The organism is Sphingobacterium suaedae (genome assembly GCF_042684625.1).
Classification (GTDB): domain Bacteria; phylum Bacteroidota; class Bacteroidia; order Sphingobacteriales; family Sphingobacteriaceae; genus Sphingobacterium; species Sphingobacterium suaedae.
Map to the genome: position 1 here is coordinate 495,024 of NZ_JBHULR010000003.1, position 13,360 is coordinate 508,383.

The 13,360-nt window shown below is 45.0% G+C and carries 13 protein-coding genes; 6 read left to right on the forward strand and 7 right to left on the reverse strand.

What is annotated here, in order from left to right:
- Nucleotides 1–101: 101 nt before the first annotated feature.
- A complete protein-coding gene (locus ACFSR5_RS05535; RefSeq protein ID WP_380901546.1) occupies nucleotides 102–1,091 on the forward strand; it encodes an LLM class flavin-dependent oxidoreductase in 990 nt (329 codons plus the stop codon).
- Nucleotides 1,092–1,100: 9 nt separating this feature from the next.
- On the forward strand, nucleotides 1,101–1,931 hold the full coding sequence (locus ACFSR5_RS05540; RefSeq protein ID WP_380901548.1) for a hypothetical protein: 831 nt from the start codon (nucleotides 1,101–1,103) through the stop codon (nucleotides 1,929–1,931).
- Here ACFSR5_RS05540 and ACFSR5_RS05545 read toward each other — a convergent pair.
- Genes ACFSR5_RS05545 through ACFSR5_RS05555 form a run of 3 tightly spaced genes read right to left on the reverse strand, consistent with a single transcriptional unit; the run spans nucleotide 1,928 to nucleotide 5,306 of the window.
- Nucleotides 1,928–3,004 carry an acyl-CoA dehydrogenase family protein gene (locus tag ACFSR5_RS05545; protein WP_380901550.1) on the reverse strand — a complete coding sequence of 359 codons (1,077 nt, stop codon included), beginning with the start codon at nucleotides 3,002–3,004 and terminating at the stop codon, nucleotides 1,928–1,930. The genes ACFSR5_RS05540 and ACFSR5_RS05545 overlap by 4 nt on opposite strands.
- A complete protein-coding gene (gene pnuC, locus ACFSR5_RS05550) occupies nucleotides 2,964–3,752 on the reverse strand; it encodes a nicotinamide riboside transporter PnuC (protein ID WP_380901552.1) in 789 nt (262 codons plus the stop codon). Before pnuC ends, ACFSR5_RS05545 begins: the two co-directional genes overlap by 41 nt.
- A gap of 60 nt (nucleotides 3,753–3,812) precedes the next feature.
- On the reverse strand, nucleotides 3,813–5,306 hold the full coding sequence (locus ACFSR5_RS05555) for a malate:quinone oxidoreductase (protein ID WP_380901554.1): 1,494 nt from the start codon (nucleotides 5,304–5,306) through the stop codon (nucleotides 3,813–3,815).
- 237 nt (nucleotides 5,307–5,543) lie between these two features.
- Here ACFSR5_RS05555 and fabG point away from each other — a divergent pair, with 237 nt between their 5' ends.
- Entirely contained in the window at nucleotides 5,544–6,287 is a 744-nt protein-coding gene (gene fabG, locus ACFSR5_RS05560; protein WP_380901556.1) for a 3-oxoacyl-[acyl-carrier-protein] reductase, read from the forward strand.
- 151 nt (nucleotides 6,288–6,438) lie between these two features.
- On the forward strand, nucleotides 6,439–7,413 hold the full coding sequence (locus tag ACFSR5_RS05565; RefSeq protein WP_380901558.1) for a LuxE/PaaK family acyltransferase: 975 nt from the start codon (nucleotides 6,439–6,441) through the stop codon (nucleotides 7,411–7,413).
- A gap of 32 nt (nucleotides 7,414–7,445) precedes the next feature.
- Here ACFSR5_RS05565 and ypfJ read toward each other — a convergent pair whose 3' ends face one another.
- The gene (gene ypfJ / locus ACFSR5_RS05570; protein ID WP_380901560.1) at nucleotides 7,446–8,309 is read right to left on the reverse strand and encodes a KPN_02809 family neutral zinc metallopeptidase; all 864 of its coding nucleotides are present in this window, start codon (nucleotides 8,307–8,309) and stop codon (nucleotides 7,446–7,448) included.
- Between the two features lie 110 nt (nucleotides 8,310–8,419).
- Here ypfJ and ACFSR5_RS05575 point away from each other — a divergent pair, with 110 nt between their 5' ends.
- Complete coding sequence (locus tag ACFSR5_RS05575; protein ID WP_380901562.1) at nucleotides 8,420–8,998, forward strand: PhnA domain-containing protein; 579 nt, start codon at nucleotides 8,420–8,422, stop codon at nucleotides 8,996–8,998.
- A 15-nt stretch (nucleotides 8,999–9,013) separates the two neighbouring features.
- On the opposite strand, the gene ACFSR5_RS05580 is transcribed toward ACFSR5_RS05575, so the two are convergent.
- The 3 genes from ACFSR5_RS05580 to ACFSR5_RS05590 are packed head-to-tail and all read right to left on the reverse strand — an operon-like array spanning nucleotide 9,014 to nucleotide 11,216.
- Nucleotides 9,014–10,225 (reverse strand): oxygenase MpaB family protein, encoded by a 1,212-nt coding sequence (locus tag ACFSR5_RS05580; RefSeq protein ID WP_380901564.1) that lies wholly within the window; start codon nucleotides 10,223–10,225, stop codon nucleotides 9,014–9,016.
- Nucleotides 10,226–10,597 (reverse strand): hypothetical protein, encoded by a 372-nt coding sequence (locus ACFSR5_RS05585; RefSeq protein ID WP_380901566.1) that lies wholly within the window; start codon nucleotides 10,595–10,597, stop codon nucleotides 10,226–10,228.
- Nucleotides 10,569–11,216: a YgjP-like metallopeptidase domain-containing protein gene (locus tag ACFSR5_RS05590; RefSeq protein WP_380901568.1), complete on the reverse strand. Its 648-nt coding sequence runs from the start codon at nucleotides 11,214–11,216 to the stop codon at nucleotides 10,569–10,571. Before ACFSR5_RS05590 ends, ACFSR5_RS05585 begins: the two co-directional genes overlap by 29 nt.
- 100 nt (nucleotides 11,217–11,316) lie before the next feature.
- Here ACFSR5_RS05590 and ACFSR5_RS05595 point away from each other — a divergent pair, with 100 nt between their 5' ends.
- The gene (locus ACFSR5_RS05595) at nucleotides 11,317–13,323 is read left to right on the forward strand and encodes a M13 family metallopeptidase (RefSeq protein ID WP_380901570.1); all 2,007 of its coding nucleotides are present in this window, start codon (nucleotides 11,317–11,319) and stop codon (nucleotides 13,321–13,323) included.
- Nucleotides 13,324–13,360: the final 37 nt, after the last annotated feature.

The window sequence follows — 13,360 nt, forward strand, 5'->3', positions numbered from 1 at the left end:
AGATGCACTAAAAGTCTAAATAGTGTCAAGGTTTCCCGTTCGTCCTGACGGAATTACAATATCATTACACGATACAGTATGTTGCATCGTATTTTTAGCTCATGAAAAATTTTAAACTTTCGGCCTTAGACCTGGCCACAGTTTGTAAAGGGCAATCCGCTCGAGACGCGATCGACAGGACGGTAGAAGCTGCACAATATATAGAGCGCCTTGGCTATGAACGAATATGGTTGGCGGAGCACCATAATATGGAACATATTGCGAGCTCGGCGACCGCCGTCCTTATTGGGCATGTAGCCAGTAAAACCGAGCGAATCCGCGTGGGTTCGGGGGGTATCATGCTTCCCAATCACGCGCCTTTGGTTGTTGCCGAACAATTTGGAACGCTGGAAACGCTCTATCCTGGCCGAATTGATCTCGGGCTAGGGCGAGCCCCCGGGACGGATCAACTCACAGCTATGGCGTTACGACGCAACAACTTGAATACCGCATTTTATTTTAAAGACGATGTTGAAGCACTTCTCGGTTTCTTTGAAAATAATGATCCAAGCGAAAAGGTACGTGCATTCCCCGGCGAAGGATCGGATGTGCCGCTTTATATATTGGGTTCTAGCACAGACTCTGCGCATTTAGCTGCTGCATTGGGTCTACCCTATGCTTTTGCGGCACATTTCGCGCCCGCTATGTTTGCGCAGGCAGCCGAAATTTATAAAAAAGAATTTAGGCCTTCGAAATACCTAGAAAATCCCTACCTGATCGTCTGTGTCAATGTCATCGCCGCCGAACAGGTGGATGAAGCTCAACATTTGGCCACTAGTCTATTCAACATGTTTGCTGGGATTATCACGAACCATCGCAGGCCCTTGTCGCCGCCAACAGAAAAGGTTATCTACGATGGTATCCCTGAAATCGAGCGTGCCGTATACAATATGACGGCCTGTACATTCGTCGGTGACCCGTCTTCCCTCGCAAAAGATCTCACCAGCTTTATAAATTCTTATGATATTGATGAAATTATGACGACAAATTATATCTTTGATCCAGAAAAAAGATTACGCTCGTTTACTCTGATAAAGGATGCGTTAAAATAGCTTACTCGTATGAAATATCTGTTTGTTGTTGTGCTAGGTGCTTTATTATCCTGCCAACCTATCGGGTCGTCAACATCATCTAGCGATACGGCTGCGCAAGGAGCCGATGACACTTCGTTTTTTGAACCTGAAAAACAAGCAGATATTTCCCAATCTCCTGCTCCTGTTGATATAGATAGCGTGTTAGATTATGTTAGTGATCAAACATTCTTATTAGGTTCCTACCGAATATGGGAAAAACAAGATGATCCGGCTGTATCACTGCGTGGCGAATGGTTGCAATTTTATCGGGACGGCGGCGTATACAAAGTCGATGATGCCGAAGTCATGATGAAAGAAGGCTACGACGATTGCGCCGGCGTGAAGACGAAGATCATTGAATCAGATCGCAATGCCTCCTTCTTACTTCGCATACCGGGCGTAACAAAAAAAGAGGTTCCCGCCATCACCGTACCGCGAACACATATTTGGCCAGGAGAGCACGTTCCTTTCGAATGGGCGGGAGAATCATATACCTTACAAGCGACTGGAAAAATTAACGCCACACAGGTTGTTACAAACGACGCGGGCAAAGAGGAAGTGTTCCATGACGTATCGGATTACCGATTAGAGCTTGTGCTTCCGGGGGGCAGCCGTTACCTCTTAGCACGCGAAGATGGGTTCAATGATACCTTCGTGCGAATCGATTTTGTGGGCGATCTCGATGGCGACAACAAACCAGATTTTGTCTTGAATGCACCACGGGACTACGAAGAGGAACGTGTGCTTGTCATCCTTTCCAGTACGGTTACGAAGGGAAAAGTTCGCCTCTACGAGGCCTGCCGGCAATTCGATTGTTAACGATCAACAGGCGTGTTGAGCAGGGCGTGTTGTGATGCCGTGAAAAGATGACGGAAAACAATGTTCAACTCTTCCGATCGTTGCGCACCAGTAATTCCCGTAGATGGAAATAGCTCGACCGTGGCCCCTTTTATCTCCTGTACAACGGTTCGTGTCAATGCCGCAATTTCTGACACATGCTGTTCATTCGGTGTTGCATCTTGCCACGTGATATCCATCAATTCATACAGTCTCTTCGTTTGCTGTTCCAAAACGGTCCGTTTGGCGTCTACCAAACGGAAGAGTGCTCTACCTCTGTTTTGTAGCCATTCGTGATCTATCGACTTCGCAAAGAACTGACGTTCTACCAAGTCTAGGAAACGGCGAAACATTCCGATGTAGTTTACTGCAAGCGTGCACTCGGCAAAGGTCAGGAACGGATACGCAAAAAGTCTGCCGTGGTGTGTCCGCATTTCGGGACGTAAATCGAAGCTGTGGGACTTGGGTACGCGCAGTGCTTCGACAGAAAAGCTATGGCTGGCCGTGCATTCTAAGCCAAACGTATCCCAATCATAATGTATTAGTACATCTTCCCGCTTCACAAAGAATGAGCGATACAACGGTTGGCCGTCGGTACCCAGTACAGGCTTCCCTCCTTCATATAACCATGCATTTAACGTGAAATGAGTAAGATGGGGAGCGCCGGTCGCGTATTTCCACGTACCATGCAAGACTGCATGATCTTGATATAACTCGGCTTTGCCAGATGGCTTACCGCTACCGCCCCAACATGTTTGTCTTGTCTGAAAGATAGTTTTGGCTTGTTCCGGATCGATATATCCGGCGAACATATTTGCGCCCGCGCACAATGTGATCGTCCATCCTATTCCGCCATCAAGATACGCGAGTTCCTCCAATAGGGCACAGCCGTCCTTTAGATCACTTGCTGCACCGCCATAGTCTAAAGGTACCCAAAGATTAAACCAGTTTTCCGTATACGCGAGCTCTAACAGCTCTTTCGTAAGCTGTTTAGATTGAATGGCAGAGGAGATATTATCCTTTATAAGAGATTGAATGGTTGAAGTCAACTGCATGAATCGATGATTGAGCTGCTAAAATAGATTTCCATTTGAAATAACCAAATATAGCAACGATGAATAAGATGATCGTTAGCATCGCAAAAAGGTAAAGTTCTTTATAAACCAAAAGAGGGATGGCAATCGCATTGCTTAGATTCAACAATATCCAGTTCTCCAACTTCCGTTTTGCCAACAGCCACATACCGGCCCACGCTGTACTCGAGACAAGAGCGTCCAACATTGGGACATCCGAATCGGTGAAATAAAATAGAACGCCAAATAGAAAAAAATATCCACCCACCACAATTGCACCCACGGCCATCCATTCCGACGATCGGCAACGGGATATCTGCACCTCTTGGCGGTCAACATTTTTATACTTCCAGTACCATAATCCGTAGATGCTCATCACCAGATAATAGCCGTTGAGGAGTATTTCCGCGTATAAGCGTGCATCGTACAGAACAGAAATAGTTAAAACGATGGACACAATTCCGAAAAAGTAATTGGAAATTTTATTTTTTCGCGACAGCAGTACTTGAATGATACCGAACACTACTGCCAAGCGTTCCAGCCAGGAGGTGGCCTCAAACGCGCTCTGTATTTCTTCTAAAATCGCTGGTACATCCATATCGAGTATTGATTCACTTGTTGAAATACTCCTGGAGAACACGCTAAAACAAAGAATAAAATCTGTACCTACGCCAGCATTACCTGGATCAGGTTCCTCCCACCGTGGTGAGATTGGGTATATTCTCAGCATAAAGCAGGCAGCTGATATGGATCAGATCACCTACATGCACCCCATCGTATCTTTTACCTATTAGACCAATTGCAACGCTTCTTGTGAGCGACGACGTACTTCAGCACACAATTCCGCATCATCGTTCAGGTTTTTACCCCAAGAAGGGATCATTTCCCGTAACTTGGTTCGGTACTCCGTCGATTTTGCGCGCTCGGGGAAACATCGTTTTAGTAAATTAATCATGATAGCCACGGAGGTCGAGGCCCCAGGCGATGCTCCAAGTAAAGCGGCTATCGAACCATCGGCGCTCGAAACGACTTCCGTTCCAAACTCCAGAATACCGCCGTGCTTAGGATCCTTTTTAATGACCTGTACACGTTGTCCTGCAATTTCGATACCCCAGTCTTCCAGTTTCGCCGTCGGCATAAATTGTTTTAACGAATCAAGTTTATCGGACGGGCTTTTCATCACCTCCGTAATCAGATACTTTGTTAAATCTAGATTATCCAAGCCTGCAGATATCATCGGACGGATATTTGATAACTTAATCGAAGCAGGCAAGTCGAAATAGGAACCTTTCTTTAGGAATTTTGTGGAAAACCCGGCATATGGACCGAAAAGCAAGGCTTGTTCTCCGTCAATATAACGTGTATCTAGGTGTGGAACAGACATCGGTGGTGCGCCGACAGATGCCTTCCCATATACCTTCGCGTGGTGTTGTTTAATGATATCTTTATTTTTGCAGCGCAACCACTGGCCTCCAACAGGAAAGCCACCATAGCCCTTCGCTTCCGGAATACCGGATTTCTCCAGCAACAATAATGAGCGTCCGCCTGCACCTATAAATACAAACTTCGCTTTAATTTCTCTTTTTTCACCTGTTGATAGGTCTTTAACTTCGATCTCCCAACGCCCGTCATACTCCCGCTCAATGTCGCGCACCTCTTGATTCAAGGATAGCTTAATATTATCTTTTGCTTGCAAATTCTGAATTAAATCCCGTGTCAAGGCGCCGAAATTCACATCCGTACCGATTTCCATACGTGTCGCGGCCATGACCTCATCTTTGGCACGTCCTTCCATCATCAAGGGAATCCATTCGTTTAGTGTTGCTTTATCCTCGGTGTACACCATGCCCTTAAAAAGATTCTCTTTTTCCATGGCTTCGAAGCGTGTCCGTAAAAATCGAACATCTTTTTCACCGAAAACGGCACTCATGTGCGGCACTTGGCGAATGAACTCCGTCGGCTTTTTGAGGATATCCTTCTCCACTAAATACGTCCAAAATTGCTTTGAAATTTCAAATTGTTCGGCAATGTTGATTGCTTTTGCAATCTTCACGCTTCCATCGGGTTGTTCGGGTGTATAGTTTAACTCGCATAATGCCGAGTGACCAGTGCCTGCATTATTCCATGCATCCGAACTTTCGGCAGCCACGACGTCAAGACGTTCTACGATTTCGATATTGATATCAGGACTTAACTCATTGATTAATGTACCCAATGTTGCGCTCATGATACCTGCTCCGATCAGTACAACATCGACCTCAGACTTTTTAGTTTTTTTACCCATGATTTTAAAATTCCGTACAAAATTAACATTCGAAACGGTTTTAACCCAACGAAAATGTCAAAATTCTTTCATTATTCCTGACATTTTTTCAACACGGAGGCGCTATCGGCGGTCTGGACGACACCCATGGCTGTATTTGATAAAAGCAAATCGTTCAAAATCCAAAATAAATTCGTGTTATTTTCCAGATATTTAACATTTTTGTGGGATTATTTGAAAAGGAAACTATTAGATAAAATGAAATTATTAGAAGGCAAAACAGCTCTCATCACAGGAGCGTCAAAAGGCATCGGCAGAAAAATAGCAGAAGTCTTTGCTCAGCACGGAGCGAACGTTGCGTTTACTTATCTATCATCCGTGGAAAAAGGACAGGCGCTCGAACAGGAATTGCAGGCTTTCGGCACGAAAGTAAAAGGGTTTCGTTCCGATGCTTCTCAGTTTGACGAAGCGGAGAAACTGATCAATGATATTGTGTCTACTTTCGGAACAATCGATATCGTCGTCAACAATGCGGGTATTACAAAAGATGGCTTATTGATGCGCATGACCGAAGAGAATTGGGACGATGTGATCAACGTTAATTTGAAGTCTATCTTTAATGTGACTAAAGCTGCCTCCAAGATCATGATGAAAAATCGTAAAGGTTCTTTTATTAACATGAGTTCCGTGGTTGGCGTACAAGGTAATGCCGGGCAGGCCAACTACGCCGCATCGAAGGCGGGAATTATCGGATTTTCGAAATCCGTCGCCCGGGAGTTAGGTTCCCGGAATATTCGCACAAACGTTGTAGCTCCAGGATTTATTCGTACCGAGATGACCGATGTTCTTGATCCAAAAGTTGTCGCTGGTTGGGAAGCGAATATACCATTAAAACGTGCTGGAGAACCCGAAGACATTGCGAATGCTTGTTTATTTTTGGCGTCAGATCTATCGTCATATATCAATGGACAAGTCATCCCGGTTGACGGCGGTATGTTGTAGTATGGTTCAACGAAGTATACTTTGCTTAAGAGGAGGAGACCGTACCTCCTCTTTATTTTTTTTTGCCGATTCCCCCGAAATATTCATTTCGAAAAGCAGTGGACAGGAATGGCGGAACGTCTTCTGACAATTTCCCGTATATTTGTAACGTATGCAGGAAAAAGTCTTTACTATTCAGCACCCGGATCAATTTACCTCTGCTTGCCTGAACGTCTTTCATTTCCAATACCTACATAATGCAATCTACAAGCGGTATGTGGATTATATCGGTAAACAAGTTTCCGATATCGTACATGAAGACGACATACCATTTCTACCGATCGAGTTTTTCAAGACACAGCTTATTTATGCCGCAACACCTCCCCCTGCTATTGTTTTCACGAGTTCAGGAACCACGGGCTCGGTCACTAGCGCACATCACGTAGCGGATGTACACTGGTATGAACGTAGTTTCCGTACCTGCTTTGCACAATTTTACGGCGATATACAGCACTTGGCTGTCCTGGCCTTGTTGCCCTCCTATTTAGAGCGAACTGGCTCATCGTTGATTTATATGGTCGACAACCTTATTCAAGCAAGCGGCCACCCCGATTCGGGCTACTTTTTGTATAACCACAATGATCTGTATAAGAAACTTCGCAAATTAAAGGCTAGCGGTACACGAACCCTCCTGATCGGCGTGACTTACGCACTTCTAGATTTCTGTGCATCTTACCAATTGGATTTTCCGGAGCTTATGGTCATGGAAACCGGAGGCATGAAAGGAAAACGAAAAGAGATGATTCGGGAAGAATTGCATCAGTTACTTTGCGCAGGATTCGGCGTGGAGCACATCCATTCGGAATACGGCATGACGGAATTACTTTCGCAGGGGTATTCCTTTGGCGAAGGGATTTTTCACACGCCAAACTGGATGAAAATACGCATCCGCGACACCAACGATCCTCTTACCTTGCTTGCTGACGGCAAAACAGGTGCAATTAATGTTATTGATTTAGCGAATTATTACTCCTGTTCGTTTATAGCGACACAAGACCTGGGCAAACTGCATGCCGATGGTACATTTGAAATTTTGGGTCGTTTTGACAACAGTGACATACGCGGTTGTAACCTGTTGGTCCAATAGAAACCGCTAAACGGTTCGTTATTTTTTAACGGCTATTGCAGGCTTGGATCGTTAAATGTATCTCCTGCTTGGAGGTCACCCGTTTCATACCCCTTCTTAAACCAATAAGCCCGTTGTTCGGAGGTACCGTGCGTAAAGGACTCTGGATTAGATTGCCCATACGCTTGCTCTTGCAGGTGGTCATCACCTACCGCTGAGGCGGCTTGCATACCGTCCATAATATCCTGATACGTAATCTCTATGTTGCTGTAATTCTTCACGTGATGCGCCCAAACACCTGCATAGAAATCCGCCTGCAGTTCGGTCATGACCGAAATCTTATTGTATTCCCGTTCACTTAATTTAGCCCGCATTGCGTTGTTTTTTTCCAGCACACCAAACACGTTTTGTAGGTGATGTCCCACTTCATGAGCAATAACATATGCTAGCGCAAACTCTCCTTTCGCTCCATACTTTTGGGTGAGTTCTCTATTAAAGCTCAGATCCAAATAAACGGCGTGGTCGCCCGGGCAATAAAACGGGCCGAATTGTGACTGTCCAAATCCACACCCTTGGGTTTCTGTACCTTCCCTGTATATCACCATCTTTGGTTTTGGATAGGTTTGTCCATTCGCTTTAAAAACTCCTGTCCATACATCGTCGGTGCTTGCCAATACCACATCGGCAAAGTCCATTAGTTTATCCTCTTCCGGAGAGGATTCATAGGTGTCCGGTGCCGTTGCTGTGCTTCCTCCTTGCTGCATCTGGCTTAATATCTGTCCCGGGTCTCCGCCCATCATCAATCCGATAATGAGGACAATGACCCCACCGATACCGCCCAATGTTAATTTCTGTCCACCACTCATCCCCCGCCTATCTTCTATGTTGCCGCCGCGGCGGCCACCTTGCCATTTCATATGTTTGTCGTTTTATTTACCCAATAATACAAAATATTTGGCAAGTATAACAACCCGGCACGAAATCATAAATTGATTTTTTTTGGTATTTTCGCGGCAAATAAATAGTTATGTCCTTAGAAAAGCAATTGGCCGAACGAAGCGGAAGTCTGTGCGAGCTTTGTAACGGTACGGAAAATCTTTCTGTCTATGCTGTTCCTCCAACAGATCAGCAGAGCGTAGACAACAGTGTATTGATTTGCCAAACCTGTTTGGATCAAATCGAAAAAAGAGAGCAATTGGAGGCAGCGCATTGGCGGGTGCTTTCTGACACGATGTGGTCTACCTATCCCGCCGTACAGGTGATGGCATGGCGAATGTTAAGCAGGCTACGCCACGAAGGTTGGGCAGCGGATAATTTAGACATCCTCTATTTGGAAGATGAAGTGTTAGATTGGGCTAAAAAAACTGGAGACCACGAACAGGATGGTACCGTGCAATTCCATGAAGACAGCAATGGCACTCGTCTTTACGATGGGGATACTGTCGTCCTTATCAAAACTTTAGATGTTAAGGGTTCTACACTTTCGGCTAAACTCGGCACTGTCGTCAAGAATATTCGTTTGGTTGCCGACAACACGGAACAAATCGAAGGTAAAGTTGAGGGGCAGACCATTGTCATTCTCACGAAATATCTACGCAAAGGATAAGGTCGACTCTGTCAGTTAGTAGACGTCTGGTCTTTTTCCTGTCTCGGAATGGGAAAAAGACTGGTAAATCTGTCGCACGTGTTCCTGCTCTTCTGCCCCTTTACGAATACTGCGCATTCGAAATGTCGGATCCTGCATATTTCGCTCCGCTTTTCGGTTCATCCAGACATTTGCGATCGCAAATCGGCCGATCGTGGAAGACGGCAATCCCAATAAACGGCACGAATACTCTCCGAGCAGAAAATGATTATAGAAAAGATGGATTTCACGCATCATCTTACGCATAAGCACCGTTTTCGGATAAAAGGCCTCCAATGGTTCCTGTTGTAGAGCCTGCGCCAGGCTCCTGCTGTCGTCGTCTCCTTCTCGTTGGGTCATCGTCCAATAATATAATGCTTCGATAGCCTGTACCTCGTTCTCGGGCAACAAATCAAGCGGTATACCTAATAGGTATCCAATGTACTTCCACAAATGAAAAAGTCCGTCGATCTCTTGTGCCGACGGAAAAATCCCCATACGACGTAATCCAACGAGGAACACCAATGAAAAGCCAAGCTGTGTCGCTAATAAATCCCAATGATTGATAGGAATGCCCCATTTCGACGTATCCCAATCAGTCTTTGATAAAATCTGTACTCGGGAGAACGAATGAATCATACGCGTCAGAAATATTTGTCTCAATCCTTCCTTTCCTTTTGACAGATTCTCCGGTTTCATGATTTGAACCCAAAACTCGACCGTATCCATAAGTCGCTTAACAGCACCTCTTTTTAAGACCCCTGTATAAATCAAAGGTTTATTAATCGCTGCCGATTCGTAGCCTCCCATAAGGCAATAGTCCCGAAGCACGACCAGCGCCGTCAATCCCGCTCGCTGACACAATGCCTGTCCTTGAGCGAGGCGGTTTTTATTCAACCACGGAGGGTACAAATCGATGTTTTCAAAAAAGCGATCGAATGTATGTCTTGCCTGATGCGGAAGATCATCACCGTTCAGGAAACCGCTCAACCATTGATTCCCTTGCTGTAGCCCTGCTTGGAGATGTAGGTCAATGACCACTTGGTCGCCGAGCTTATCCCATTGGAACAGATAGGGAATTAACTGATCTGCATTTGCCAAATCAGGTGGCGATGCTAGCTGCTTTAGTAGCTCTACACCGACCCCATGTTGCCAATAATAGGCAAAGGACGAACAGTTTACGGTATAGCGATACGGATAATCCAACATTTAATTATCAAGATTCCATTGAAAGTAGTGCGCCGACGCATGTATTTCTTCTTTCACATAATCGAACGTAAAATCAAGATAGTCGTCATTACATCCCGTAATATCCGAGCAGCAAAAACGACGGCTGATTTGAAAATGAAGCCGAAACGACCCCTTATGCCGTTCCCCATCGAATTGAAACCGCTTGACATTAAGATCGGTCACCTCCGGGCTCCCATCCTTGTCCGTTAGGTTGTCAAACACAAAATCCTGCACCTGCCGTTTTTGATCCTCGGTCAATAAAGCCAGGATCATGTTGGGGTGTTGACGACATTCGGCCATTAAAAAGATTGGCAGCGGTATTTTAATATGTATGTTGGTTTCCATATTCATAGGCAACAATTTTGTTTATGATTTTACTATCCGGATAATTTTTCGCTAACCAGCTCACGATTTTCTGATTCCCATCGGACGTAAAGTCAAGCATAGCACATGCTACTAAGTAGGCTATTTGATACTGTGAAAACCGCACGAGCCCTCTGTCGAAATAAATACACCTCTTTTCAGGACAAACCTTAAACGGTCTCTTTTTGTTTGCACGAAGGGCAACTTTTGGCACGAGTACGCCCAATCTGTCTTCCCAATCGCCGACCTCTCGAACAACAAGCTGAAGGAGCAATTCATTTTTCACCTGTTGAATCACGCGAACAGACCATATATTTATACCTGTATTACAATAAATTACACAATCTTTTATGAATGGACGCATTATATTATCTTGTTGTCGAATAGCATACTTTGTACCGAATAGATCGAGGTACGATTCGGCGGGTGCGTTGCGTTCTCGCGGAGCCATGTGCAGTAAATCCCGGATGATCCAAGTCGCTTCGTCTCGGGAGATTTTCGCAGGGATGCGTACTATTTTCCGGTCTGCTTCCCAACGAACGATAACAACCCCATCCGTTTCTGTCGGTAAAACGCTTACTTCGGTTCCATCAATCTCCCATATCATGCCGTAAATTACGCAAAAAAAGCAGTTTCTGAGACGCAATCGTTACGTTTTTTCCAAACAACTTTTATTATGTTTGCATAAATAAACTAAATAACTTTATATGAAAAAATTTCTTGCCATGGCTGCTCTAGTAGCGGCTTCTGGAGGATATGTCGCCGCCCAGCAACACCAGGCGATCAATCTTTCCTACATGGACAACACTGTCCGCCCACAAGATGATTTTTATAACTACGTGAATGGCAACTGGATGAAAACAGTTGAGATTCCATCTGATAAAGCCCGCTGGGGATCGTTTGATGAATTGCGGGAACACACAGACGTCGCTGTTTTAAAAATCTTAAAAGAATCGCTCGGTCAAACCTTTGAACAAGGGACAGATGGACAAAAAATTGCTGATCTATACAAATCCTTCGTCGATTTTGAAACGCGAAATAAACTGGGATTGAATCCGATCAAACCTTACTTAGAAAAGATAGATGCCATTGATAACTTCGACGATTTATACAACTACTTGGTTGAAGTGGGGCCAGAAGGTGGAAATCCGTTTTTTGGGGCCTATGTATACGCACATATGAAAAACAGCGACATGAACGCGGTGTATCTCGGCGGCGGTGGCCTCGGCTTGGGCCGCTCCTATTACCAAAAGGTGGATGATAAAAATACGGAAACCTTAGGTCAGTACGCTAACTTTGTCTCTACGCTATATGGCAAAGTTGATCCACGTACGAAGGATCTAAAGGGTCCGAAGATTGTTGCTTTCGAAAAGCAGATTGCGTCGTACCTAAAAACCATTGAAGAGTCGCGTGACGCGCAAAAGCGGTATAACCCAGTAGCGGTAGCAGACCTCAACAAAATGGTAAAAAACATTGATGTAGCTAAATATATCAAACAATTAGGTTTCACGGCGGATACGGTGATCATTGGCGAACTGAAGTACTACGAAAACCTGGATAAGATCCTAACGCCTCAAAACCTTCCGCAAATCAAAGAGTACCTGAAGTTCAACGTCATGAATGACGCGACCGGCTACCTAACGAAAGAACTGGATGAACTATCTTTTGACTTTTACGGACGAAAGCTTCGTGGACAGAAAGAACAACGAGACTTGGAGAAAAGAGGGCTGGAATTTGTCAACGGATCTGTCGGTGAGCTTTTGGGTAAGCTGTACGTAAAAGAAAACTTTCCACCAGAAGCGAAGGCTGCATGCGAAGAAATGGTGCAGTACCTCGTTAAATCATTTCACGTCCATATTGAAAATTTAGATTGGATGTCGGATGCTACTAAAACCAAAGCGTTGGAAAAACTATCGAAATTTAAGGTTAAAATCGGCTATCCGGATAAATGGAAAGACTATTCTAAACTTGCAGTAGGCACATCGCTTTTTGACAATATCCGAGCGATCAGCAGCTGGGCTTTTCAAGAGAATCTGGCGAAGCAAGGAAAACCCGTAGACAAATCGGAATGGGGTATGACGCCGCAGACGGTTAACGCGTATTATAGTCCATTATTTAACGAGATTGTATTCCCTGCGGCTATTTTACAGGTGCCATTCTACGATTATAAAGCCGATGCCGCGGTGAACTTCGGTGGTATAGGAGCTGTAATTGGTCACGAACTTTCACACGGATTCGACGACTCGGGATCACAATATGACGGAAACGGAAACCTGAATAATTGGTGGACACCTGAAGATAAGGAAAAATTTGACGCGGCGACCAACGCGTTGGTTGCCCAGTTCGAGTCATATGAACCTGTTCCCGGCGTATTCGTTAATGGACGCTTCACATTGGGCGAAAATATTGGCGACTTGGGAGGCTCATCCGTTGCTTTCGATGCATTGAAGATGTATCTTAAGGATAAAGGAAATCCCGGCCTAATAGACGGTTTTACACCAGAACAACGTTTTTTCCTATCCTGGGCCACCATCTGGCGAACAAAGACAACAGATGAATTTGTCGTTAATCAGGTAAAAACCGACCCCCATTCCCCCGCTCAATACCGTGCGTTTGCACCAATTGTTAACCTGGATGCGTTCCACGAAGCATTTGGAACCAAACCGGGTGACAAAATGTATAAAGCACAAGAAGATCGTATCAAGATCTGGTAAAAGAAAAAGGTCATGCTTGCAGCATGACCTTTTTCTT

What these genes read in the sequence shown, in the direction of transcription:
- ypfJ (WP_380901560.1), bottom strand. Translation starts at nt 8,309, where the DNA reads ATGAAATGGCAAGGTGGCCGCCGCGGCGGCAACATAGAAGATAGGCGG.
- ACFSR5_RS05565 (WP_380901558.1), top strand. Translation starts at nt 6,439, where the DNA reads ATGCAGGAAAAAGTCTTTACTATTCAGCACCCGGATCAATTTACCTCT.
- ACFSR5_RS05585 (WP_380901566.1), bottom strand. Translation starts at nt 10,597, where the DNA reads ATGAATATGGAAACCAACATACATATTAAAATACCGCTGCCAATCTTT.
- ACFSR5_RS05590 (WP_380901568.1), bottom strand. Translation starts at nt 11,216, where the DNA reads ATGATATGGGAGATTGATGGAACCGAAGTAAGCGTTTTACCGACAGAA.
- ACFSR5_RS05595 (WP_380901570.1), top strand. Translation starts at nt 11,317, where the DNA reads ATGAAAAAATTTCTTGCCATGGCTGCTCTAGTAGCGGCTTCTGGAGGA.
- pnuC (WP_380901552.1), bottom strand. Translation starts at nt 3,752, where the DNA reads ATGCTGAGAATATACCCAATCTCACCACGGTGGGAGGAACCTGATCCA.
- fabG (WP_380901556.1), top strand. Translation starts at nt 5,544, where the DNA reads ATGAAATTATTAGAAGGCAAAACAGCTCTCATCACAGGAGCGTCAAAA.
- ACFSR5_RS05575 (WP_380901562.1), top strand. Translation starts at nt 8,420, where the DNA reads ATGTCCTTAGAAAAGCAATTGGCCGAACGAAGCGGAAGTCTGTGCGAG.
- ACFSR5_RS05580 (WP_380901564.1), bottom strand. Translation starts at nt 10,225, where the DNA reads ATGTTGGATTATCCGTATCGCTATACCGTAAACTGTTCGTCCTTTGCC.
- ACFSR5_RS05535 (WP_380901546.1), top strand. Translation starts at nt 102, where the DNA reads ATGAAAAATTTTAAACTTTCGGCCTTAGACCTGGCCACAGTTTGTAAA.
- ACFSR5_RS05540 (WP_380901548.1), top strand. Translation starts at nt 1,101, where the DNA reads ATGAAATATCTGTTTGTTGTTGTGCTAGGTGCTTTATTATCCTGCCAA.
- ACFSR5_RS05555 (WP_380901554.1), bottom strand. Translation starts at nt 5,306, where the DNA reads ATGGGTAAAAAAACTAAAAAGTCTGAGGTCGATGTTGTACTGATCGGA.
- ACFSR5_RS05545 (WP_380901550.1), bottom strand. Translation starts at nt 3,004, where the DNA reads ATGCAGTTGACTTCAACCATTCAATCTCTTATAAAGGATAATATCTCC.